This window comes from Methylobacterium sp. ME121 (assembly GCF_000974725.1).
GTDB classification, from domain to species: Bacteria; Pseudomonadota; Alphaproteobacteria; order Rhizobiales; family Beijerinckiaceae; genus Methylobacterium; species Methylobacterium radiotolerans.
Genome location: NZ_BBUX01000025.1, coordinates 1 through 18,819 on the forward strand (window position 1 = coordinate 1; position 18,819 = coordinate 18,819).

The 18,819-nt window shown below is 74.1% G+C and carries 27 protein-coding genes; 9 read left to right on the plus strand and 18 right to left on the minus strand.

Annotated elements, in window-relative coordinates; translation table 11 throughout:
• Positions 1-70: 70 nt before the first annotated feature.
• The 6 genes from ME121_RS16660 to osmF all read right to left on the minus strand — a co-directional run bounded on the left by ME121_RS16660 (position 71) and on the right by osmF (position 5,162).
• Positions 71-523, minus strand: a complete 453-nt coding sequence (locus ME121_RS16660) for a hypothetical protein (RefSeq protein WP_024828521.1) — start codon at positions 521-523, stop codon at positions 71-73.
• Positions 524-686: 163 nt separating this feature from the next.
• Positions 687-905 carry a hypothetical protein gene (locus ME121_RS16665; RefSeq protein ID WP_012321797.1) on the minus strand — a complete coding sequence of 73 codons (219 nt, stop codon included), beginning with the start codon at positions 903-905 and terminating at the stop codon, positions 687-689.
• 257 nt (positions 906-1,162) lie between these two features.
• Positions 1,163-1,906 (minus strand): ABC transporter permease, encoded by a 744-nt coding sequence (locus ME121_RS16670; protein WP_012321798.1) that lies wholly within the window; start codon positions 1,904-1,906, stop codon positions 1,163-1,165.
• On the minus strand, positions 1,903-2,835 hold the full coding sequence (locus ME121_RS16675; RefSeq protein WP_059409219.1) for an ABC transporter ATP-binding protein: 933 nt from the start codon (positions 2,833-2,835) through the stop codon (positions 1,903-1,905). The genes ME121_RS16670 and ME121_RS16675 overlap by 4 nt, the downstream gene beginning before the upstream one ends.
• Complete coding sequence (locus ME121_RS16680; RefSeq protein WP_059409221.1) at positions 2,832-4,028, minus strand: ABC transporter permease; 1,197 nt, start codon at positions 4,026-4,028, stop codon at positions 2,832-2,834. Before ME121_RS16680 ends, ME121_RS16675 begins: the two co-directional genes overlap by 4 nt.
• Before the next feature lie 201 nt (positions 4,029-4,229).
• Complete coding sequence (osmF, locus tag ME121_RS16685; RefSeq protein ID WP_089231585.1) at positions 4,230-5,162, minus strand: glycine betaine ABC transporter substrate-binding protein OsmF; 933 nt, start codon at positions 5,160-5,162, stop codon at positions 4,230-4,232.
• A gap of 441 nt (positions 5,163-5,603) precedes the next feature.
• On the opposite strand from osmF, the gene ME121_RS16690 reads away from it, so the two are divergent.
• Positions 5,604-5,819, plus strand: a complete 216-nt coding sequence (locus ME121_RS16690; RefSeq protein ID WP_024828518.1) for a hypothetical protein — start codon at positions 5,604-5,606, stop codon at positions 5,817-5,819.
• A gap of 16 nt (positions 5,820-5,835) precedes the next feature.
• Here the strand turns inward: ME121_RS16690 and ME121_RS16695 are convergent, their stop codons facing one another.
• The 7 genes from ME121_RS16695 to ME121_RS16725 form a co-directional block, all read right to left on the minus strand.
• Positions 5,836-7,311, minus strand: a complete 1,476-nt coding sequence (locus ME121_RS16695) for a protein adenylyltransferase SelO (protein ID WP_059409222.1) — start codon at positions 7,309-7,311, stop codon at positions 5,836-5,838.
• Positions 7,312-7,370: 59 nt separating this feature from the next.
• Entirely contained in the window at positions 7,371-8,300 is a 930-nt protein-coding gene (locus ME121_RS16700; RefSeq protein ID WP_012321804.1) for an oxidoreductase, read from the minus strand.
• Positions 8,301-8,365: 65 nt separating this feature from the next.
• Positions 8,366-9,433 (minus strand): phosphatase PAP2 family protein, encoded by a 1,068-nt coding sequence (locus tag ME121_RS16705; protein ID WP_059409223.1) that lies wholly within the window; start codon positions 9,431-9,433, stop codon positions 8,366-8,368.
• Between the two features lie 123 nt (positions 9,434-9,556).
• Complete coding sequence (locus tag ME121_RS16710) at positions 9,557-9,817, minus strand: hypothetical protein (RefSeq protein WP_024828515.1); 261 nt, start codon at positions 9,815-9,817, stop codon at positions 9,557-9,559.
• A 240-nt stretch (positions 9,818-10,057) separates the two neighbouring features.
• On the minus strand, positions 10,058-10,600 hold the full coding sequence (locus ME121_RS16715) for a Ros/MucR family transcriptional regulator (protein ID WP_012321807.1): 543 nt from the start codon (positions 10,598-10,600) through the stop codon (positions 10,058-10,060).
• A gap of 358 nt (positions 10,601-10,958) precedes the next feature.
• Positions 10,959-11,261 (minus strand): hypothetical protein, encoded by a 303-nt coding sequence (locus tag ME121_RS16720; protein WP_059409224.1) that lies wholly within the window; start codon positions 11,259-11,261, stop codon positions 10,959-10,961.
• 184 nt (positions 11,262-11,445) lie between these two features.
• Positions 11,446-11,871, minus strand: a complete 426-nt coding sequence (locus ME121_RS16725; protein WP_059409225.1) for a hypothetical protein — start codon at positions 11,869-11,871, stop codon at positions 11,446-11,448.
• Between the two features lie 96 nt (positions 11,872-11,967).
• Between ME121_RS16725 and ME121_RS16730 the strand changes: the two genes are divergently transcribed.
• Both ME121_RS16730 and ME121_RS16735 read left to right on the plus strand, forming a co-directional pair.
• The gene (locus ME121_RS16730; protein WP_059409227.1) at positions 11,968-12,726 is read left to right on the plus strand and encodes a CDP-diacylglycerol diphosphatase; all 759 of its coding nucleotides are present in this window, start codon (positions 11,968-11,970) and stop codon (positions 12,724-12,726) included.
• A gap of 85 nt (positions 12,727-12,811) precedes the next feature.
• Positions 12,812-13,141 carry a hypothetical protein gene (locus tag ME121_RS16735; protein ID WP_244413132.1) on the plus strand — a complete coding sequence of 110 codons (330 nt, stop codon included), beginning with the start codon at positions 12,812-12,814 and terminating at the stop codon, positions 13,139-13,141.
• 44 nt (positions 13,142-13,185) lie between these two features.
• On the opposite strand, the gene ME121_RS33715 is transcribed toward ME121_RS16735, so the two are convergent.
• Positions 13,186-13,353, minus strand: coding sequence for a hypothetical protein (locus tag ME121_RS33715; RefSeq protein WP_012321812.1), 168 nt, complete (start codon positions 13,351-13,353; stop codon positions 13,186-13,188).
• Positions 13,354-13,507: 154 nt separating this feature from the next.
• Here ME121_RS33715 and ME121_RS16740 point away from each other — a divergent pair, with 154 nt between their 5' ends.
• The gene (locus ME121_RS16740) at positions 13,508-13,753 is read left to right on the plus strand and encodes a hypothetical protein (RefSeq protein ID WP_012321813.1); all 246 of its coding nucleotides are present in this window, start codon (positions 13,508-13,510) and stop codon (positions 13,751-13,753) included.
• A gap of 15 nt (positions 13,754-13,768) precedes the next feature.
• On the opposite strand, the gene ME121_RS16745 is transcribed toward ME121_RS16740, so the two are convergent.
• Together ME121_RS16745 and ME121_RS16750 are read right to left on the minus strand one after the other, a co-directional pair.
• Positions 13,769-13,957, minus strand: a complete 189-nt coding sequence (locus tag ME121_RS16745; RefSeq protein WP_012321814.1) for a hypothetical protein — start codon at positions 13,955-13,957, stop codon at positions 13,769-13,771.
• Between the two features lie 150 nt (positions 13,958-14,107).
• Positions 14,108-14,371, minus strand: coding sequence for a hypothetical protein (locus tag ME121_RS16750; RefSeq protein ID WP_012321815.1), 264 nt, complete (start codon positions 14,369-14,371; stop codon positions 14,108-14,110).
• A 230-nt stretch (positions 14,372-14,601) separates the two neighbouring features.
• Here ME121_RS16750 and ME121_RS16755 point away from each other — a divergent pair, with 230 nt between their 5' ends.
• The 4 genes from ME121_RS16755 to ME121_RS16770 all read left to right on the plus strand — a co-directional run bounded on the left by ME121_RS16755 (position 14,602) and on the right by ME121_RS16770 (position 15,934).
• On the plus strand, positions 14,602-14,991 hold the full coding sequence (locus ME121_RS16755; RefSeq protein ID WP_012321816.1) for a hypothetical protein: 390 nt from the start codon (positions 14,602-14,604) through the stop codon (positions 14,989-14,991).
• A gap of 21 nt (positions 14,992-15,012) precedes the next feature.
• Positions 15,013-15,210 carry a hypothetical protein gene (locus tag ME121_RS16760; RefSeq protein ID WP_012321817.1) on the plus strand — a complete coding sequence of 66 codons (198 nt, stop codon included), beginning with the start codon at positions 15,013-15,015 and terminating at the stop codon, positions 15,208-15,210.
• Between the two features lie 65 nt (positions 15,211-15,275).
• Positions 15,276-15,581: a hypothetical protein gene (locus tag ME121_RS16765; RefSeq protein ID WP_024828511.1), complete on the plus strand. Its 306-nt coding sequence runs from the start codon at positions 15,276-15,278 to the stop codon at positions 15,579-15,581.
• A 59-nt stretch (positions 15,582-15,640) separates the two neighbouring features.
• The gene (locus ME121_RS16770; protein WP_012321819.1) at positions 15,641-15,934 is read left to right on the plus strand and encodes a hypothetical protein; all 294 of its coding nucleotides are present in this window, start codon (positions 15,641-15,643) and stop codon (positions 15,932-15,934) included.
• A gap of 299 nt (positions 15,935-16,233) precedes the next feature.
• Here ME121_RS16770 and ME121_RS16775 read toward each other — a convergent pair whose 3' ends face one another.
• Positions 16,234-16,974, minus strand: a complete 741-nt coding sequence (locus ME121_RS16775) for a DUF4336 domain-containing protein (protein ID WP_029360732.1) — start codon at positions 16,972-16,974, stop codon at positions 16,234-16,236.
• 103 nt (positions 16,975-17,077) lie between these two features.
• Positions 17,078-17,662 (minus strand): YgjV family protein, encoded by a 585-nt coding sequence (locus ME121_RS16780; protein WP_012321821.1) that lies wholly within the window; start codon positions 17,660-17,662, stop codon positions 17,078-17,080.
• Between the two features lie 391 nt (positions 17,663-18,053).
• Here ME121_RS16780 and gntA point away from each other — a divergent pair, with 391 nt between their 5' ends.
• Positions 18,054-18,809 carry a guanitoxin biosynthesis heme-dependent pre-guanitoxin N-hydroxylase GntA gene (gene gntA, locus ME121_RS16785; RefSeq protein ID WP_024828508.1) on the plus strand — a complete coding sequence of 252 codons (756 nt, stop codon included), beginning with the start codon at positions 18,054-18,056 and terminating at the stop codon, positions 18,807-18,809.
• Positions 18,810-18,819: the final 10 nt, after the last annotated feature.

Genomic DNA, 18,819 nt, shown 5'->3' on the forward strand with positions numbered 1-18,819 from the left:
CGGCACCGCAGGGCGCGGGCGCACCGGAGCGCGCGGCCGCGGCATCACCGCTGAGCCGGCCGGCCGGCGCTCAGGTCTCGTCGCCCGTCGCGCCCGGGGGATCCGCGCGGGCGCGCGCCCAGTCCCGGTCGCGCTGCGCCTGCCGGGCGCGCTGCTCCGCCACGTAGGCGTCCTCGTCGGCGCGTTCCCGCTTCCGGCGGCGGTCGGCGGCCGCCGCGCTCCGCTTGCGCCACGCCTCCGTCTCGGCCTTCTGGCGCAGCAACTCCTCGACCGTGATGGGGGTCACGGGCGCCCTGGGTTGCGCCCAGGGATAGGGCCGCCGCGGCGGAGGCGGGCGGGGCGCCCGGTCGGCGGAGGCCTGCCCGTCACGCCGGAGCGCCTCGGCCGCCTCGGCGAGGGTCATTCCGGCGCCCCGCGCGATGCGCTCGGCGGCGGCCCGGGCGGCCGCCCGCTCGCCCGCCGTGGCGCCCTGGGCGGCGAGCGCGAGGCATTTCTCGAACCGGTCTCGGTCGGCGGGGGTCATGAGCGGCGTCTTACCGCCAAGTCGGCCCGCCTGTCCCGTCGCTCCGATCCGTCAGTGCGGCGGCGCGCCGGCCACCGTGCCGGCGAAGCGGCCGAGCCTCTCGCAAACGATCCGGACGGCGGCCTCCGTGAGGTCTCCCGGCGGTGGCCCGCGGCCCGTGCCGCTACGTCCGGACGCGTCCGCTCCCGCGCGGTCCGATCGCCGGCAGGCCGGTCCCGTCCGGCAGTCCGCCGAGCGCCACGAGGATCCGTCCGAGGAGCGCCCGCGAGTGCCGCGCGCCGTTGCCGATGGTCGCGCGGTCCGGCCGGCCCGGATGGGCCTCGTAGGCCGCGCGCAGCCGGTCGAGCTGCCGCCTGCGCGTCTCGGGATCGCTGGAACCCACGGCCCATCCTCCCGGCGGGCCCTGGCTCGCGGTGCGCCCCCGCGAGCGAGCCTTCGACCATCCCGAGTCGGGGAGTTGGAAAACCGTGTCTGAACGGTCCCTACGACCTTTAGCGCCGGAACGCCTGGACATACGCCGCAGGCTCCCCGACCGTGTGGTCAAGGATACGGGTGCCGTTGTGGTCGGCACCGACCATCAGACAGGGGGTTCCACGCCCCAGGGCCGCGCGTACGGCCCCGCTGGCGTTCTAGTCGCGTCTAGGAACGAAATCCAGCCCGTCGTGCCGCTTCGCGCTCGAGGCTTCGGAAGCCGCCATCGATCAGCAGGGCCAGCGCGGACACGGCGAGGCCGCCCTGCAGCACGTAGGCGGTGTTGCCGGTGAGCAGGCCGGAAATGATCACCTCGCCGAGGGTGCTGGCCGCGACCGTCGAGCCGATGGTCGCCGTCGCCAGCCCGATGACGGCGGCGAGGCGGATCCCCGACAGGATCATCGGCAGCGCCAGGGGCAGCTCGACGCGGACGAGCCGCTGCCGGTCGGTCAGCCCCATGCCGCGCGCGGCCTCCATCAGCGCCGGGTCGAGATCCTCGAGCCCGGTGAGCGCGGTCTCGAAGATCGGCAGGAGTCCGTAGAGGACCAGGGCGATCAGGGTCGGAACCGCCCCGAACCCGAGGATCGGGACGGCCAGGGCCAGGACCGCGACGGGCGGGAAGGTCTGCCCGATGCGGGCCACCGACCGGGCGAACGGCAGCACGTCGCGGCCGGCCGGCCGCGTGGCCGCGACCGCGAGGCCGAGGGCGATCGCGGCCGCGATCGTGGTCGCGGCCGCGACGAGCAGGAGGTGGGTGACGGCGAGCGTCAGCAGCGGCGTCTGGGCGTAGATCGGCGGCGCGTCGCCGGGGGCGAAGGGCCGGAACAGGGGCGCGAACAGGCCCGGAGCGACCAGGAACGCCCCCAGCAGGGCGAGGAGCGCGGCCCGGGCGATCCGCGGGGCGCCGATCACGGCCGGGCACCCCGCGCCGCGAGGGCCTCCCGCGTCACCCGGCCCAGGACGACGCCGTCGCGGCTGACCGGCAGGGCCGGGCGCCGCGACCACAGGCTCTCGGCGAGGGCGGCCCGCACCGTGGTCCCGGCCGGGATGGGCGGGCCCGGCGCCGGGCCGGGCTCGACCAGATCGTCCACGACGCGCAGGGCCATGAGCTGGAAGGCCCGCTCGCCGCTGCCGAGGAGGGCGCCGACGAAGGCGGTGGCGGGTGCGCCGATGAGGTCCGCCGGCGCGGCCTCCTGCACCAGGCGCCCGCCATCCATCACGGCGACCCGGTCGCCGAGATGGAGCGCCTCGGTCATGTCGTGGGTCACCAGCACGATCGTGGTGCCGTAGCGCGCCTGGATCGCCAGCAGATTCGCCTGCGCCCGCCCGCGGATGATCGGATCGAGGGCGCCGAACGGCTCGTCCATGAGCAGGATCGGCGGCTCGGCCGCGAGCGCCCGGGCGACGCCGATCCGCTGCTGCTCGCCGCCGGAGAGCGCCGCCGGCAGGCGGTCCCGGTAGACCGCCGGATCGAGGTTGAACAGGCCGAGAAGCTCGTCGACCCGCGCGGCGATCCGCCGGCGCTCCCAGCCGACGAGCTTCGGGACCACCGCGATGTTCTCCGCGACCGTGCGGTGGGGGAACAGCCCGTGTCCCTGGATGGCGTAGCCGATCCCGCGGCGCAGGAGGTGCGGGGGCACCTCCCGGACGTCCCGGCCCGCGATCCGGATCGTCCCGGCGCTCGGCTCGATCAGGCGGTTGATCATGCGCAGCAGGGTGGTCTTGCCGGATCCCGAGGTGCCGACCACCGTCAGGATCGTCCCGGCCTCGACCCGCAGGGTGACGTCCGCCACGACCGTGCGCCCCTCGAAGACGCGGCTCACCCCGGCGAGATCGATCATGGGGTCCGCTCCGCCGCGCGGCCGCGGCTCAGGTCGATGACGGCGTCGAGCAGCACGGCGGCGCCGGTCGCCAGGGCGACGGTCGGCAGCGCGCCGAGCAGGACGAGGTCGCCCGCATTCTGGCTGATGCCCTGGAAGACGAACACGCCGAGGCCGCCGCCGCCCACGAGGCCCGCGATCACCGCGAGGCCGATATTCTGGACGAGGACGATCCGGATCCCGGTCAGGATCGCCGGGAGGGCGAGGGGCAGGTCCACCTGGAACAGCCGCTGGCGCAGGGTCATGCCGACGCCCCGGGCGGCGTCGCGCACCGGCCCGGGCACGGCGTCGAGGCCCGCGACGGTCGCGGCGGCCACCGGCAGGAGCGCGTAGGCGAACAGCGCCACGAAGGCCGGCGCGGCGCCGATCCCCGCGATGCCGAGGGCCGATGCGCCCGGGACCTCTCGGCCGATCCAGGCCAGGGGCGCGATCAGCATGCCGAACAGGGCCATGGACGGGACGGTCTGCACGACGTTGAGGCCCGTGAGCAGGCCCGCCCGCAGGGGCGGGACCGGGCGCGCCAGCGCGGCCGCCGGGATCCCGATGAGGGCGGCGGCCGCGACCGAGGTGAGGGCGAGGGCGGCGTGGGTCCGCAGCTCCCGGCCGAACGTGTCGGAGCGGCCGGCATATTCCCGCAGGACCGAGAGGTTGTCCCAGAACCCGGTGCGCAGGGCGAGCCCCGTCGCGGCGACCAGCAGGGCCAGCAGGGCGATCCGCGGGATCGGCCCTGGCCGCATCCGCGCCAGCGCGTCGCCGACCGCCAGGGCCGCCGTCCCGGAGGCGAGCCACCAGCCGGCATCCGGCGAGACCCGGCCGTAGCGGTCGCCTGGCGCGGTCAGGTGGTCGGCCGCCCAGCCGGCCGCGAGGCCGAGCAGCAGCAGGGTCGCGGCGGCGGCGGCCAGCCGCAGGGGCGGCGCCGACCGCAGGGCCAGCAGCGGCAGCGCCAGGGCGACGACGCCCCCGAGGAGGAGCGCCGCGCCGGTCGGGAGCGCCGACCACGCCGACAGCGCGGTGCCGGCCGCGATCCGGTTCGGCCGGGTCGTCATCAGCGGCAGGGCGAGCAGGCTCACCCCGAGCACGGCCGCGAAGGCCGCGCCCAGCGGATCGACGCCCGGGCGCGGCCGCCCGGGCGCGGACAGTAATCCCGTCCTCACGCGCCGACGGCGTCCCGGGACGCACAGGTGGACTGAAGCGGGACGGGTGTCATGAGGCGGGTCACCGGCGTCGCGACGCTCTCGGGCGCCCCGCCGCGCATCCTTGCCGACGGAGCCCCGGCTTGTCGACGCGGGATCCCGCGGGCGGCCGACGACCCCGCCCGCGGAGGCGCGGGTCGCGGCGCTGTCCGCGTGACCGGCTCAGCGCGCGAACCCGTTCCGCCGGAGGAAGTCCGCCGCGACCGCGGAGGCCGGCTCGCCGCCGATCTGGACCCGCCCGTTGAGATCCCGGAGCGTGGCCAGATCGAGCCTGCGGAAGATCGGGTCCAGCACCGCGGCGATCTCCGGATGGGCCTTGAGGACCGCGCCGCGGACCACGGGCGCCGGCTGGTAGACCGGCTGGACGCCCTTGTCGTCGTCCAGCATCACGAGGCGCGCGACCGCCATGCTGCCGTCGGTGCCGAACACCATGGCGGCGTTCGTGCCGGAGGTGCCCCGCGCCGCCGCCGCGATCGTGGCGGCCGTGTCGCCCCCGGCCAGGATGACGAGCTGGTCCGGCCGGAGGGTGAAGCCGTAGGCGCGGCCGAAGGCCGGCAGCGCCCCCGGGCTGGTCACGAATTCCGACGAGGCGGCGAGCCTGATCGCGCCGCCGCCCGCCACGTAGCGGCCGAAGTCGCTCATGGTCCTCAGGCCCGCGGCCCGCGCGATCTCCTGGCGCACGGCGATCGCCCAGGTGTTGTTGGCCGAGGCGGGCGTCAGCCAGACGAGGTCGTTGGCCGCGCGATCCAGGTCCCGGGCCGTGCCGTAGGCCGCCTCCGGATCCTTCCAGACCGGGAGATCGGCCTTCCCGAAGAAGAACGCCGCGTTGCCGGTGTATTCCGGGTAGACGTCGATCTGCCCCTCGATCAGGGCCTGCCGGACGATCGCGGTCGCGCCGAGCTGGATCTTGTCGACGGTCGGCAGGCCCCGGGCCTGCAGCGCCTGCAGGATGATGTTGCCCAGCACCCCGCCCTCGGTGTCGAGCTTGGAGGCGACGACGATCCCGCCCGCCGGCGCGCCGGGCGTGGGCGCGCACTGGGCGACCAGCAGCGCGAGTCCTGCCGCGACGAGCCCCGCCCGGATCCGCTTCACCATGGCCTCCGGGTCCGCTCCGGCGCCCGTCAGGTCCGGTCGGGCGCTCGCCTTCATCTAGGGCCGGTCCCGATCGAGTTGAGGCGGAGGCGCGCCGAGCCTGTGCCGCACGTGAGAGGGGGCATGGCGCGACTTTCTCCACCCGGATCGTCGTCCGTCCAGACCGCTGCGACACGATCGGGAGCAGCTCTCGGGCCGGTGCCGCGGCGTGATTCGGTGCTCGAGCCCGGTCGACAGCCTCGCCTCTCGCCCCGGACCGATCCGGCGTCGCGACCCGCGGAACCGCCGGGATGACCGCCGCGCTCGGCGAGTCCAACCGGGGCCGTATCAAATCAACACATTCCCGTTAACGTTGTTTAACCTTTACATGATCCTTCCGCGAACGATCCTGGCGTTGGAGATATAATCTTGAGTACATGCTTCGTGTCGAAAGGAGGGGGGGATATGTCGTATTCGATTCTGGTTCGCGATCTCACCCGCGAGACCGACGGTGCTCCGAAACTTCTGGCCTACGATATTCACGACCGCTCGGCGGCCGAGACTCTCGTGTCGGTGATCGCCACTTCGTACCAGGATCACGGTTTCAATCCAGCGACCCGCGTCCACTGGTTTCGCCACGCGGGCGGGGTGCGCGAGATCTTCACCTGGCCGCGGTCCTGACCGGCGGCGCCCGGGCTCAGGTGCCGCAGAAGGTCCGGTAGCCGACGCCGCCGCCCGCGGGCGCCTCGGCGAAGGCGGCGTGATCCGGCTGGTCGTCGTAGGGGCGGGCCAGCACGGCGAGGAGCGTCGCGAACGGCGCGAAGTCGTCCCGCTCCACGGCGGCCTCGATCATCGCCTCGACCCGGTGGTTGCGCGGGATGAAGGCCGGGTTCACCCCGCGCATCGCGGCGGCGGTCTCGGCCGGGTCGCGGGCCTCCTGCGCCAGCCGCGCGCGCCAGTCGGCCGCCCAGGCATCGTAGCTCGTCGGATCGACGAACCGGTCGCGCACGGTCGCGTCGGCGTCCGGGCGCTCCGCGGCGGCGCAGAGGGCGCGGAACGTCAGGGTGAAGTCGGCCTGGTTCTCGGCCATGCGCTTGAGGAGGTCGCCCGCCAGGGCCGGGTCGCCGTCCCGGGTCTCGGCGAGTCCGAGCTTGCGGGCGAGGCCGCCGTGATAGGCCGCCTCGAAGCGCGGCGCGTAGGTGGCCAGCGCCGCCTCGGCCTCGGCGACCGAGGCATCCTCGGCCTCGGCGAGGAGCGGCAGCAGGGTCTCGGCGAGCCGCGTCAGGTTCCAGAGCGCGATCCGCGGCTGCTGGCCGTAGGCGTAGCGGCCGTTGCGGTCGATGGAGCTGTAGACCGTCCGGGGATCGTAGGCGTCGAGGAACGCGCACGGCCCGTAATCGATCGTCTCGCCGGCGACCGACATGTTGTCGGTGTTCATCACCCCGTGGACGAAGCCGACGTGCAGCCAGCGGGCCACGAGGTCGGCCTGGGCCGCGACGACGCCCTCCAGGAGCGCGCGGTAGGCGTTGGCGGCCCCGGCGGCGTCCGGATGGTGCCGGGCGATGACGTGGTCGGCGAGCGCCCGCAGGCCCTCGACGTCGCCCCGCGCCGCGAAGAACTGGAAGGTGCCGACCCGGATGTGGCTCGCCGCCACGCGGGTCAGGACCGCGCCGGGCAGGAGCGTCTCGCGCACGACCCGCTCGCCGGTCGTCACGGCGGCGAGGGCCCGGGTGGTCGGGATGCCGAGCGCCGCCATGGCCTCGCTGACGAGGTACTCGCGCAGGACCGGGCCGAGCGCCGCCCGCCCGTCGCCCCGCCGGGAGAACGGCGTCGGGCCCGCGCCCTTCAGCTGGATGTCGCGGCGGTGCCCGCTGCGGTCGACGACCTCGCCGAGGAGGACCGCGCGGCCGTCGCCGAGCTGCGGCACGAACTGGCCGAACTGATGCCCGGCATAGGCCGCGGCGATCGGGTCGGCGCCGTCCGGGACGGTGTTGCCCGCGAGCGCCGCGACGCCGTCCGGGCCGGCGAGCCAGTCCGGGTCGAGGCCGAGCTCCTCGGCGAGCGGGCGGTTGAGCCGGACGAGGCGCGGCGCCGCCACCGGCGTCGGCGGCCGGCGCGCGTAGAAGCGCTCCGGCAGGCGGGCGTAGCTGTTGTCGAAGGGGAGTGCCGTCATCGTCGGGATCTATGGAGAGCGGGGTCGGGGGGCAAGCGGCGCCCGTCGGGGGTGCGGGGTCAGACGGTGCAGTCGACGCCCGTGAGGGCCTCGGATACCGACCAGAGCCGCGCGGCGGCGGCGGTGTCGCGGGCCTGCGCGGCGATGTCGGCCCGGGCCGGATGGCCGTGCAGCTCCCAGATCCCGTCGGGACCGTAATAGGCGCCGCCCTCGGCCTCCTGCGCGGTGGCGGCGAAGAGCAGCGGCAGCGCGCCCCGCGCCGCGGGCTGGCCGATCACCGCGAAGATCAGGTGCCCGGCGAGGCGCTGGACGGGGCCGGCCCGGTCGCCGCGGCGGAACACGTCCGTCCGGGCGGCGCCGGGATGGACCGGGATCGCGCGGATCGGCGCCCCCGCCGCCCTCAGGCGGCGGTCGAGTTCGAGCCCGAACATCAGCATCGCGAGCTTCGACTGCCGGTAGGCCTTCTGCGGCCCGTAAGCGCGCCGGAGCTGGAGGTCGTCGAAGTGGATCCGTCCGGGCCGGTGGGCGAGGCTCGCCACCGGGACGATCCGGGAGGTCACCCGCGCGGGCACCAGGGGCAGGAGCAGCCCGGTCAGCGCGAAATGGCCGAGATAGTTGGTGCCGAACTGGCGCTCGAACCCGTCCCCCGTCTCCTCGCGCCGCGGCACGGAGGCGATGCCGGCGTTGAGCAGCAGGATGTCGACGGGCTGCCCGTCCGCGCGGCAGGCCTCGCCGAAGGCGCGCACGGAGGCGAGGCTGGCGGTGTCGAGGCGGCGGAAGGCCAGCCGCGCCTCCGGGTGACGGTGCCGGATCGACGCCATGGCGCGCTGGGCCTTCTCGCCGTCGCGGGCGGCGAGGGTGACCGCGGCGCCCGCCCCCGCGAGGGCGAGGGCGGCCTCGTAGCCGAGCCCGCTGGTCGCGCCGGTGACGATCGCGTGCCGTCCGGCCTGACTCGGCATGTCGCGGGTCGTCCACCGGGTCCGGGTCATCGTCGCGCCTCTCCGCTCCTCGGCTAATCCGCCGGGCGCGGGGTTGTTCGCGGCCGGACCGGCCCTCAGGCGTCGGCGGGCCGGATCGTCTCGATCGCGTCGAGCGCCTCGATCCTCCGGGCGGCCGGACCGCGCGCGGCCGGATCGGCCGTCGGCCCGCGCCGCCGGGCCCGGCAGGCCAGGGCCGCGAGGGCCAGGAGCCCCCCCGCCAGCACGTCCGGCAGGTAGTGGCCGCCCGACCCGAGGGTCGCGACGATCACGGCGGCGTTGAGCAGGGCGGCCAGGGGGCCGAGGAGCGGCACCGGCGCCAGCGCCCAGGCCGTGAGGAGCGCGAGGCAGACGTGGAAGGACGGGAAGGTCGCGAGGCCGCGCAGGTCGCCGAGCGCCAGCGTGTGCAGGGTGCCGGCCCGCAGCCGCGCCACCGGCTCGAGGTGCCAGAGCGCGCCGACCGTCTCCAGGGGCTCGGACGGGACGACCCGCGGGGCGTAGTGGGCGTACGGGCCGAGCGCCGGCAGGAGGGCGGCGAGGCCGATCACGCACAGCAGCGTCGCGGAAAACAGCCGGATGTAGGTCCAGAGCCGGCCGAGCCGGCGGGTCGCGCTCAGCGCGATCACCACGAGCCCGACCTGCGGGCCGCTGGAATGGTAGGCGAGCGCCAGCCACCACGACAGGGTCGGATGCCGCGCCAGGAAGGCCACGTGGCCCGTCCAGTCGAAGCCGAGGGCGGTCTCGATGCGGGCCAAAGCCGGATCGACGAAGGGCAGCCCGATCCCGGCGGCGAGGAAATGCAGGACCGCCACCGGCACCGTGAAGGCGATGAGGAACGCGCTCGCCAGGGCCATGCCCCGCAGGGGCGGATCGGACTTCACCGTGCTCAGGCAGGCCGCGGCGAGCAGCAGGACGAGGACGGCCAAGGCGGCGAGGCCGAAGCCTAGGGGCTCGACGGCCATGCCGGACGCCGCCATCCAGACGGCGTCGACCGCGATGATCGCCAGGGTCAGCGCCCAGAGACGCGGGTCCGGCGCGGCGATGCCGGCGCTGTGCCGGCGCAGCAGGCGCGACCCAGTGCCGGCGGGGCCTCGAACGGGGACGATGGGCTCGCGGCCGGTGTGAACGACCCGGTCTGGACGCATGATCCGGCTCACCTCGCCCGACAGGGCCGATGCTTGGCCGCGACGGGGCTCGGCCGCGACAGGGAGAGGCCCGCCGGCCGCGCAGGCGGACGGGCGAACAGGGTGGGGTTCGCGGGGCGGACGTTACCGGCCGGTCGTGGGGGCGTCCCCGGTGGCCGGGGGCTTGCCGGTGCCGACCTCGCCCTCCGCCGGCGGCACGGCGGACGGATGGGTGACGGCCTCCGTGGCGGTCTTGCCCGGATCCTTCGTGTCGGCTGCCGGCTTCGGCGCGGTCTCGACCGGAGGTGCCGCTCCGGCTCCGGGCCGATCCTGCGCGAGGGCCGCGGCCGGAAGGGCGGCCAACGTGGCGGCGGCGAGGAGAAGGGCGGGGATCGATCGGGTCAAGCTCGGCTCCGTCGGGCGCGGTCGGGCGTTCAACCGGCCCAACGGCTGGCCGCAGGCGTCGTTCCGACGCGCCGACCGGCGGAGGGGCCCACACGGGACGGGCCGGTGTGGCGCGGGCCGGTCCGGGACCGGCCGGGAGGTGACGGGTGGGTCCGGCGAGGCCGTACCCGGTCCCGTCATCTCAGGTCCTGGCGCGGTGGGCGCCGGCAGAGCGCGCGCCGGAGCGCGCGGCCGGGGCTCTCACGCCTCCGCGGTGGCCTTCCGGGTCTTGCGGCTCTTGGTGGCCTTCGTGCCGGTGCCGGTGCCGGCGCCGGCATCCGCCGCGACGGAGTCCGCGGGCTCGCTCCGCTTGGCGGCCGGGCTGCGGCGCTTGTGCCCCAGGCCGGCGTTGCGGGCGAACTCGGCGCGCATCGCCGAGTAGTTGGACGCGGTCGTCGGGTAGTCCGGCGGCAGCCCGTAGCGCTGCCGGTACTGCTCGATCGTCATGCCGTTGCCGGTGAGATGCCGCTTCAGCGTCTTGTACGGCTTGCCGTCGATGAAGCTGATCAGGGCGTCGGGCGTGATCGACTTCTTGATCTGCGCGGGCGTCGCCTTCTTGAATTCCGGCTCGGACGAGCCCGTCGTGTGGCCGAGACCGGCCAGCGCGGCGTGGACGCCGGACAGGAGCGACGGGAGGTCGGGAACCGGAACGGAGTTGTTGGCGACATAAGCCGAAACAATATCGGCAGTCAGCTCGACGAAATCGATCGGGTCCTGATGCGGTGCAGGATTGCTATCTTCCATGGGCGCCTCTCACGTGTGAGTGATTCATGAACGTGGATTCGCTTCTCGACAGTCAAGGCCTTATCTGCACGAAGATAACCCATTATGCCTGTTATCTACCGAATGGAGTGGCGAATACCAACATAGATCAATGGCGCTCTTCGTGCCCGATCTTTCCGCCGCCCCGGGGCCGACCCGCGGGTCGCGGCGCGTTCCGCCGCCGCCCACCGACCGGCCAGCCGCGGGCTCTTCAGGAAGCGTTAACCCTGCCATGGTGACTGGCAGGGTCGCTCCGGCTTTGGGGGTAAGAAGCCGAACGACAGGCGGGCCGAGCCCTGCCCCTCCATGCTCGGCCCGCGCCCTCGCGCCGCGGCGACGCTCAGGCGTTGGCCGTGGTTCCGATCGGTGTGGTGATCGCGCCGCGCGCCCCGGGCGGGACGACGGCCTGCAGGACCCGGGCGGGCCCGGCCGCGTAGTCGGCCCGGTAGCTGCGCTCGAGAGTCATCAGGGTGCGCATCGGCGCCTCGGCCAGGTCGAGGAGGCGGGCGTCGCGCCAGCGAAGCTTGGTGAGGCCGGAGCGGCCGAACCACCGCGGTCTCTCCTCCTCGACGAGCAGGACCAGCTTGCCCGTCCACGTCTTGCGAAACCAGAACCGTCCCGTGAGCTTGGCCGCGCCGAACATGCAGCACCCCGCGTGAGAGCCCCTTCGGGCAACGCGGGTCAAGCTCGGCGGTTTCCACCGGGAGCCCGTCGCCCGGCACCGGACCGGCGCCGCGGCCATGCACCGGCGGCATGGGCGCGGTGACGGCCCGCGGCGCCGCGCGCCGTCCGTGTCCGAGATGGCGGCGGACCGGGCCCGCCGCGACTCAGCCGCAGGTGCGGTCGCCCAGATCGCGGCCGGCCAGGGTGGTGCCGGTCACGGTGCCGCCGGCGCGGTGCCGGTCGGCCAGGATCGCGAGCGGGCGGCCCGCCAGGGCCCCGACGAGGCCGGCGGCGGCCTTGACGAGGAAGTCGTCGAACCGGCCGTGGCGGGTGCCGGTGAGGGTCTGGCCGGCTTCCAGGCCGCCGGCCAGGACGACGGTGCCCGCCAGGATCCAGGGCCAGTGCCGCGGGTAGGCCACCGTCATGAGCAGCCCGGCCACCGCGTAGGCCGCGACGCGCTCGAAGCTGGGATCGGCCGTGACCACCGGGCGGAGGCCGATCGGCACCAGCGTGACCGCGGCGATCAGCGCCACCAGGATCCAGGCCGCGACCCGTATCAGGCCCTGCCACTGCGCGTTCCATCTCAGCATCGCGGAAACGTAACCTCACGGCGACGGCGGCCGCGTACACTGCTGGCGCGCCGCCGGACGTATCATAACAACGGCCGGGGACCGGAACATCTGATCATGCGTGGTACTCTGGTCGTCGCGACCCTCCTCGCCTTCGCGGCGATGCCGGCGGCCATCGCGGCCAACCCGGTCCGGGACGTGCTCTGGGTGGCGCTGCAGGGCTGCGTGCTCGCCAAGAAGGCCACGGGCCGGAGCTTTCCCTGCCTCGCGGTCGACCTCGGCGACGCGGCGCGCCCGGGAACGGCGGTGCTGCGCGCGCCGGGCCAGCCCACCCACACGGTGGTGATGCCCACCGACAGCGTCTCGGGCATCGAGGCCTCCGTGCTCCAGGGGCCTCGGGGAGCGGCCTACTGGCGGGCGGCGCTCGCGGCCCGGCACTACGTGTCGGACGCGCTGCAGGGCCGTCTGCCCGCCTCTGCGGTCGGCCTGGAGGTCAATTCCGTGGGCGGCCGCAGCCAGGATCAGCTGCACATCCACCTCGACTGCATGCGCCGGAGCGTCGTGGCGGCCCTGAAGGCCCACGGCGACGCCGTCGGCGAGAGCTGGGCCCCGTTCCCGGTGCCGCTCGAGGAGGTGTCCTACGTCGCCATGCGGGTCCCGGCGGACGCGATGGCGGCGTTCAACCCGTTCGCCGCGCTGGCCCGCGTGCCCGGCTGGCAGGGCCGGCTGCACGACGCGAGCTTCGCGGCGGTGGAGGCCGATCCCGGGGATCCGCGGGGCGGGATGATTCTGCTGGCGTATCGGGAGCCGGAGGCCAGCGCCGAGTACCTGATGGATCACAGCTGCCGGATGGCCAAGCACGGCCGGTCCGGCTGACCGGCGACCGCGCCGAGCCGCGACCACTGTTGCTGCTACGTTCTATCCCTCCGGGGCGCGAATCGGGCATAGAGCGAGCATGCGCATGCCGGTGCTCAGCTTGTCCGCGATGCTCCTCCTGGCCACCGGACCTGCGGTTGCAGGGCCGGCCGCCGGAGCGACCGATCCGGCCGAGCTGGAGCGCGCCTGGCACCGCTGTCTGCGGGACGCCTCGGGGCATCAGCCGACCGGGCAGAGCCGCGCCGGCGACGAGCGCAACGCCCTCGACGAGTGCAAGACCCGCGAGGATGCCCTGGTGGCGGCCCTGATGTCCGGCTCGCGCCCAGCGGACGCGCGCACCGGCACGGTGTGGTCGCGGACCTGGGCGGCGTTCGTGGAACCGCTCACCGCGTGGTTCGGCGCGCTGCGGCGCTGAGCCCGCCGCGGCTCCGAGCGGACCCCTGAGCGGGCGGTGCGGCGTCAGGCTCCGCCGATGCCGGTCGTCACCGTGCCGGTGCCTCGGCAATCGGAGCACTGCGCGTCGGCGACCTTGCCGGTGCCGCCGCAGGTCCGGCACAGGTTCTCGCCGGTGCCCGGCGTGCCGGGCGGGGCCTCGTCCCCGGGTTTGCGCGGATCCGCCTCGGCCATCGTCTGCCCTCTCCGGACGCCCTGTCCTGACCGGCAAACCGGGCCGGTCCGGCGCTGTTCCCGGTCGCGCGCGCCGCGCCGGCTCGGTGCCATCCGCGGCGTCGCACCGCGCTCGGCCCGGCGAACCGCGGCCCGCTCGGGCCGTTGCTCGACCATGAGCGATCAGACCACCAAACCGCACGCGGATCCCGTCACCGAGGCGCGCCGGCGCGAGATGGCGACCGAGCATCTCCTGTTCGGGACGATGCGGTTCCTGGCGCGGCGGCACCCGGACTTGCTGGACGAACTCGAGGGCAGCCTCGCCCACCTGTGGGATACGGTCGAGGGCGAGGCGCGGGACGATGAGGCCGTGCGCACCATCGCCCGGCGCATCCTCAAGGGGCTGCGGGCCGAGCAGTGATCGGCCCGGCCCGGCTCACCGCTGGGCGGCGTCGGTCACCTTGATGGTCGGGATCATCGCCACGGCCTGGGCGGTCACGCGGTCGAAGGTCTCCCCGGTCAGGCCGCGTTCCGTCGCGAGCTTCCGGATCCGCTCGGCGTGCTGCGAGAGGGTCAGGCCGTAATAGGTCTTCTCTGCCGCCTGTTCGACAGACTCGTTTGCCACGTGTTCACTCCTGTTCATGGTTGGTGAGGCGCGCTGATTTGGGCCAGGACGGCCGCAGCTTCAAGCCCCGGCCGCGGCCGCGGCGCCCCGGCCATGAACCGCGGTCATGACGCGGCCGTATCGACGTCCCGCCCTCGGCGCACCGACACTTCAGCGGCTGCAGCCGATGCAGATGCCGCGGGTGATCGCGTCGTTGCGCTCCTCGACGGCGTCCCGGCGCTCGATGCTGCCGGTTTCGTTCGGGCCGAGGGCGCCGGGATTCGGCACGGTCTGGCCGGTCGCGGCGGTGTGGGGCGCCTTGGCGGTGGTGGCGGGGCCGCCGCCGGTGCCCGTCTGGCTCACGGGATCGGCCCAGGCGGTGACGGAGGCCAGAGTCAGGGCGGCGGCCATGGCGAGAGTCGCGGATCTGCACATGTGAAGCTCCCAGCGCTGCGTGCGTCGGTCTGTGCGAAACTGACGCACGCGCGCGCGAGAAGTTCCCGTCCGCCTCCGTCAGCCATCCGCGCGATCGCCGTCGCGGCGCGAGTCGTTCGGCGAGCGAATGCGGTGGCTCACCTTCGGGCGTAACGGCTAAGCCATTTTGAGAACTGTCTTCGCTTCCGAATTCGCGAATCGTGGTGCCGTAACATTCGGAGGCCTACGTCATGAACCCGACCGTCAAGGCCGTTCTGCTGAACGAGCGGGCCACCGTGCTCTCGGCCATCGCGGCGCGTCAGGGCACCGTCTCCGACCTCCTCGTGCAGATCAACGGCGTCGAGAACGACATCTGGCGCCTGCGCCACCGCCTCATCGATATCGAGGCCTACCTGATCGGGCACCGCGTCGAGCTGCCGGACTCCGCCGACGGGCAGGCCGAGGCCGCGGACGGGACGGAGACCCCGGTTCCGCACACCGCGCTGCCGCAGGCCGCGCCCCGCTCGGTCGAGGTGATCGGCCTGCCGACCTGCAAGCCGCTCGGCGATTTCGTTCGCCCGAAGACGTCCGCGCGGAAGGCCCAGGCGGCGGCCGCGTCCCGCCAGATCGAGACCGCCTGAGGTCGCCCGGGGATCGCGCCCATGCACCGCATCCGCAACGGCCTGCGGCGGAGGTCCGTGCCGCCGGCGCCGGCCCTGCCCGAGAGCCTGACGCGCTTCGTGGCGCCCCCGGTTCCCGAGACCGGCTGGATCACCGCGCCGCTCCGGGACATCGGTCTGGCGCTGCTGGTCGGCCTCGTGGTCGCCCTCGTCGGCGGCCGGATCCTCGAAGCCTGGTAGCCGGTCCTGACTGCATCCCGGCCATGGCCTATGAGGATCTCTGAGGATCCCGAGGGGGTGGACGGATGGGCGACGGCAGCGGCGCGCCGAGCGCGAAGATCGCGGAGGTTCAGCGCCTCGCCACGGCGCTCGCGGCGCGGGTGCGCTACGCGCAGCTGGTGGGCCGGCCGGTCTACGAGGCGCAGATCTCGGCGCTGGTCGGCGCGGCGCGCCTGATGGACGAGGAGCGGGCACCCTGGCCGCCGATGGTGGAGGAGGTGCTGACCGAACTCGCCCGCGCGATCGAGGGAGCCGATCCCGCCGAAGGGGTGGAAGGCGTGGAAGGCGGCGGGGCGGACGGTCCGGAAAAGGACTTCCCCGGAGAGCCTTGAACGCACCGCTGCCGTCGCCGCCCTTGTACCGGTCATCACGCGATCGAGGCAGGGACGCGATGGAGCAGGACACGCCGGGCGACGATCGGACGGCCCGAACGATCGCCGAGAACGTCTACGCCGCCTACTGGCGCCAGGCCGCCGGCGCCGATCATCCGCAGATCGAGCAGACCTGCCTCGCGCGTCTCGCCGAGGCGATCCGGCCCGAGATCCCGGGCGGATCGCCGGGCGCGATCATCGAGGCTGCCAACGCCGTCCTCGACGCGCTGGAGCAGCAGAACCCGAGTCTCCGCGGACCCCGGGTCAGCGCCCTGAACCGGGCGGACGGATCGGTCGCCATGGGCCGCGCCTGAGCCGGCCGGGTCGTCCCGGCTTCAGGCCGGGACGTCCGCGATCCCGCCCTGCGCGGCCGCCGGTCCGTGGCTGGCCGACCGCGCGGTCCCGGCGGTGTTCCGGAGCGGTGCGGGGCCGGAACTTCGCCGCGAGGGGCTGATCGCGCGGCGCGACGCGGATGCCGGGAAGTGGTTCCTGGCGGCCGGGTTCGGCCCGATCGGGCCCGTCGCGCCGCCGCTGTCCGCGGACCTGCCGGCGGGGCCGGGTCCGGATCATGCGGCAGCGGATCGCCGCGGCCTGACGCCGACGGCGGCCATGCTCAGGACGGCGTCCCGAGCCAGCGGAGGGAGCGTCTCAGACGTGCCGCACCGTCCGCGGCGAACCAGAGGCCGTGCGCGAACACGACGCGTTCCGGCGCGAGGCCGACGAGATCCGCGGCCGCCCGCGCGGCGTCGCGCCGCCGGAGCCTGATCACGAGGCGCAGATAGGGCGGCGGCTCGCCGTGCGGCGGCGTCATGCGGGCGAGCCGCAGGAACGGGCGCAGGAGCGCCGGCATCTTCGCGGGCTCCAGGTTGAGGACGAGGTCGGTCAGGATCAGGGTGCGGCTCGCGCCGTGGAAGAACGCGACCTCCCGGAACCCGAACCCGCCCGGCACGACGACCTGGCGCAGGTCCGCCGCCCAATCGGGCGGCGCCGCGTCCTCCAGGATCCGGTCGACGCGCAGGCCGGAGCGGCGGACCTGGCGACGCTCGCGCAGGTTCGGGGCTGCCCAGGTCAGAGCCTCCGGACACTGGGCCTGCCAGTCCTTCAGGTAGGTCCAGTGGGCGATGTTGGGCGCGACCAGATGGCGGATCGGTCCCAGCGCGGCGATCGCGCGGTGCAGGCCCGCGTCGAAGCGCGTGGGCGAGTGCAGCCAGAGCGCTCCGTCCGCGAGGCGGACGACGGTCATCCGGACGGGCAGGGGTATGCCGAGGGCGCGGAGCGGCCCGCTGTCGACGATCCAGACGCCGTCGGCCACCGGCTTGAGCACGTCGAGGGGCGGATAGGTCGCTTCGGGCAAGTCCCGCTCTCTTCCTCGGCCGCGGGCCTGCACGGCCCCGCACCTGTGCAACAGCGGAGCCGCGGCGGGTTTCCCGGATCGATCGCCGCAGGCCCGGTGCGCCTCACGCCCGCGCGCAGTCGGGCCCGACCGGCTCGAGCGGCGGGACCGGGACGGCGCGCAGCAGCGCGATCACGAGGCCGAGGATCGTCAGCACGTCGCAGGTCAATCCGAAGACCGAGCCGACCAGGAGATTGTGCCCGGCCCAGCACAGGGAGGCGCCGAGGAAGAGCTGGCGCATCGTCTGCGGCGCCGCCTGGAGGCGCGCGCCGGTGGCGAGCAGCGAGCCCGTCGCCGCGCAGGCCGAGGGCCACCCGTTCCACGTGGCCGCCGTCAGGCACGCCGCCGCGAGGGTGCTCGCGGCGAAGACGGGCGGGATCCAGCCGCTCCGGCCGGGCGCGCCGACGCAGCGGAGAGAGACGAGGCTCTGCAGCACCGAGATGGCGCACATCGCCGTCCCGGTGAGCGCCCCGAGCGTGAGGTAATGGGCACCGAAGCACGCCGCACAGGCCGCCGAGGCCGCGAGGATCCAGGTCCGCCGCGGCATCACCCCTGCAGTAAAACCCAGGATCAGGCCCAGGGAACCGAACAGATCGAGGTGCGTCGCGGCGGCGGCGGACCAGGAATACAGGTAAGATGCGGCGTTCATCGTGCGCGACCGGCCGGCGCGACGGCGCCGTTTCAGTCGATCGCGCTAGGATCGCGCGGTAATCGGATGGTTAACGCCGTCTCCGGCGCGGATCACGACGCGGCGAGCGTGGCCGCGCTGCCGCACCGCGATCCCGCGCGCCCTGTGAGCACCCCCGAGCATTCGGCCACCGGTCGATCGAGATCACCGTCACCGCCACTCAAGTATTCAATCGATTTATGATCTCCAAATTCGAGGATTAACATACATTAATCGCGGCATGGCTGTGTTCGATCGGGAACAATGCCCGCGAGCTCCGGTTTTCCGGGCATTCAAGTCGGGACGACACCTCGGCCGGTCGGGCGGGGGTGTGCGTGCGCGCCCGATCTCGGTGGTGTGAACCAACGCTCACATGCAGCTTCCCACGAATGACGAGCATCATCCCGTTGCCGCGCGGTTCCGGGACTTCATCCAGCATGCCCCGTTTCCCTGCGTCGGCGCCAAATCCGCCCTCTCGCGCGGTCAGATGAAGATCGTGGTCGCCCGCGACATCACCTCCGATCGGGACGATACCCGCATCTATCCGGCCCTGCTCGCCTTCATCTGTCGGTACCGCGCGCAGCCGAGCCTGTTCCAGAGCTTCGCGGTCCTGTTCGAGGGGCCGCGCACGCTCACGGAGGAGGCCTTCGAGGCGGCGCTGTGGCGCCGGGTCCAGTCGCTCTCCGACACCGACCAGCGCCTCGGTCAGGCCTACGATCCCCGCGTCGCCGCCGACCCGGACGATCCGCATTTCTCGCTGAGCCTCGGCGGCCAGGGGTTCTTCCTGGTCGGGCTGCATCCCGGGGCGAGCCGCCGGGCCCGGCGCTTCGAGACGCCTGCCCTGGTGTTCAACCTGCACGACCAGTTCGAGCGGCTGCGCGCGGCGGGCCGCTACGAGCGCCTGCGCACCGCGATCGTCGACCGCGACGCCGCCTGGACCGGGACGATCAATCCCATGCTCGCCCAGCACGGCGAGAGCTCGGCAGCCCGTCAGTTCAGCGGACGCGCCGTTCCCGACGACTGGGCCTGCCCGTTCCGCCGCGGAGAGGCGCCTCCGACCTGGGACGCCCAGCAGGTCGCCGCCGATCTCGCATCGGGCGCCTTCGTGGTGCGCCAGATGGACAGCTGAGGGCCGACCG

Coding starts and splice junctions, on each gene's coding strand:
- ME121_RS16660 (WP_024828521.1), bottom strand. CDS start 523: ATGACCCCCGCCGACCGAGACCGGTTCGAGAAATGCCTCGCGCTCGCC.
- ME121_RS16675 (WP_059409219.1), bottom strand. CDS start 2,835: ATGATCGATCTCGCCGGGGTGAGCCGCGTCTTCGAGGGGCGCACGGTC.
- osmF (WP_089231585.1), bottom strand. CDS start 5,162: ATGGTGAAGCGGATCCGGGCGGGGCTCGTCGCGGCAGGACTCGCGCTG.
- ME121_RS16690 (WP_024828518.1), top strand. CDS start 5,604: ATGTCGTATTCGATTCTGGTTCGCGATCTCACCCGCGAGACCGACGGT.
- ME121_RS16695 (WP_059409222.1), bottom strand. CDS start 7,311: ATGACGGCACTCCCCTTCGACAACAGCTACGCCCGCCTGCCGGAGCGC.
- ME121_RS16700 (WP_012321804.1), bottom strand. CDS start 8,300: ATGACCCGGACCCGGTGGACGACCCGCGACATGCCGAGTCAGGCCGGA.
- ME121_RS16705 (WP_059409223.1), bottom strand. CDS start 9,433: ATGCGTCCAGACCGGGTCGTTCACACCGGCCGCGAGCCCATCGTCCCC.
- ME121_RS16715 (WP_012321807.1), bottom strand. CDS start 10,600: ATGGAAGATAGCAATCCTGCACCGCATCAGGACCCGATCGATTTCGTC.
- ME121_RS16720 (WP_059409224.1), bottom strand. CDS start 11,261: ATGTTCGGCGCGGCCAAGCTCACGGGACGGTTCTGGTTTCGCAAGACG.
- ME121_RS16725 (WP_059409225.1), bottom strand. CDS start 11,871: ATGCTGAGATGGAACGCGCAGTGGCAGGGCCTGATACGGGTCGCGGCC.
- ME121_RS16730 (WP_059409227.1), top strand. CDS start 11,968: ATGCGTGGTACTCTGGTCGTCGCGACCCTCCTCGCCTTCGCGGCGATG.
- ME121_RS16735 (WP_244413132.1), top strand. CDS start 12,812: ATGCCGGTGCTCAGCTTGTCCGCGATGCTCCTCCTGGCCACCGGACCT.
- ME121_RS33715 (WP_012321812.1), bottom strand. CDS start 13,353: ATGGCCGAGGCGGATCCGCGCAAACCCGGGGACGAGGCCCCGCCCGGC.
- ME121_RS16740 (WP_012321813.1), top strand. CDS start 13,508: ATGAGCGATCAGACCACCAAACCGCACGCGGATCCCGTCACCGAGGCG.
- ME121_RS16750 (WP_012321815.1), bottom strand. CDS start 14,371: ATGTGCAGATCCGCGACTCTCGCCATGGCCGCCGCCCTGACTCTGGCC.
- ME121_RS16755 (WP_012321816.1), top strand. CDS start 14,602: ATGAACCCGACCGTCAAGGCCGTTCTGCTGAACGAGCGGGCCACCGTG.
- ME121_RS16760 (WP_012321817.1), top strand. CDS start 15,013: ATGCACCGCATCCGCAACGGCCTGCGGCGGAGGTCCGTGCCGCCGGCG.
- ME121_RS16765 (WP_024828511.1), top strand. CDS start 15,276: ATGGGCGACGGCAGCGGCGCGCCGAGCGCGAAGATCGCGGAGGTTCAG.
- ME121_RS16770 (WP_012321819.1), top strand. CDS start 15,641: ATGGAGCAGGACACGCCGGGCGACGATCGGACGGCCCGAACGATCGCC.
- ME121_RS16780 (WP_012321821.1), bottom strand. CDS start 17,662: ATGAACGCCGCATCTTACCTGTATTCCTGGTCCGCCGCCGCCGCGACG.
- gntA (WP_024828508.1), top strand. CDS start 18,054: ATGCAGCTTCCCACGAATGACGAGCATCATCCCGTTGCCGCGCGGTTC.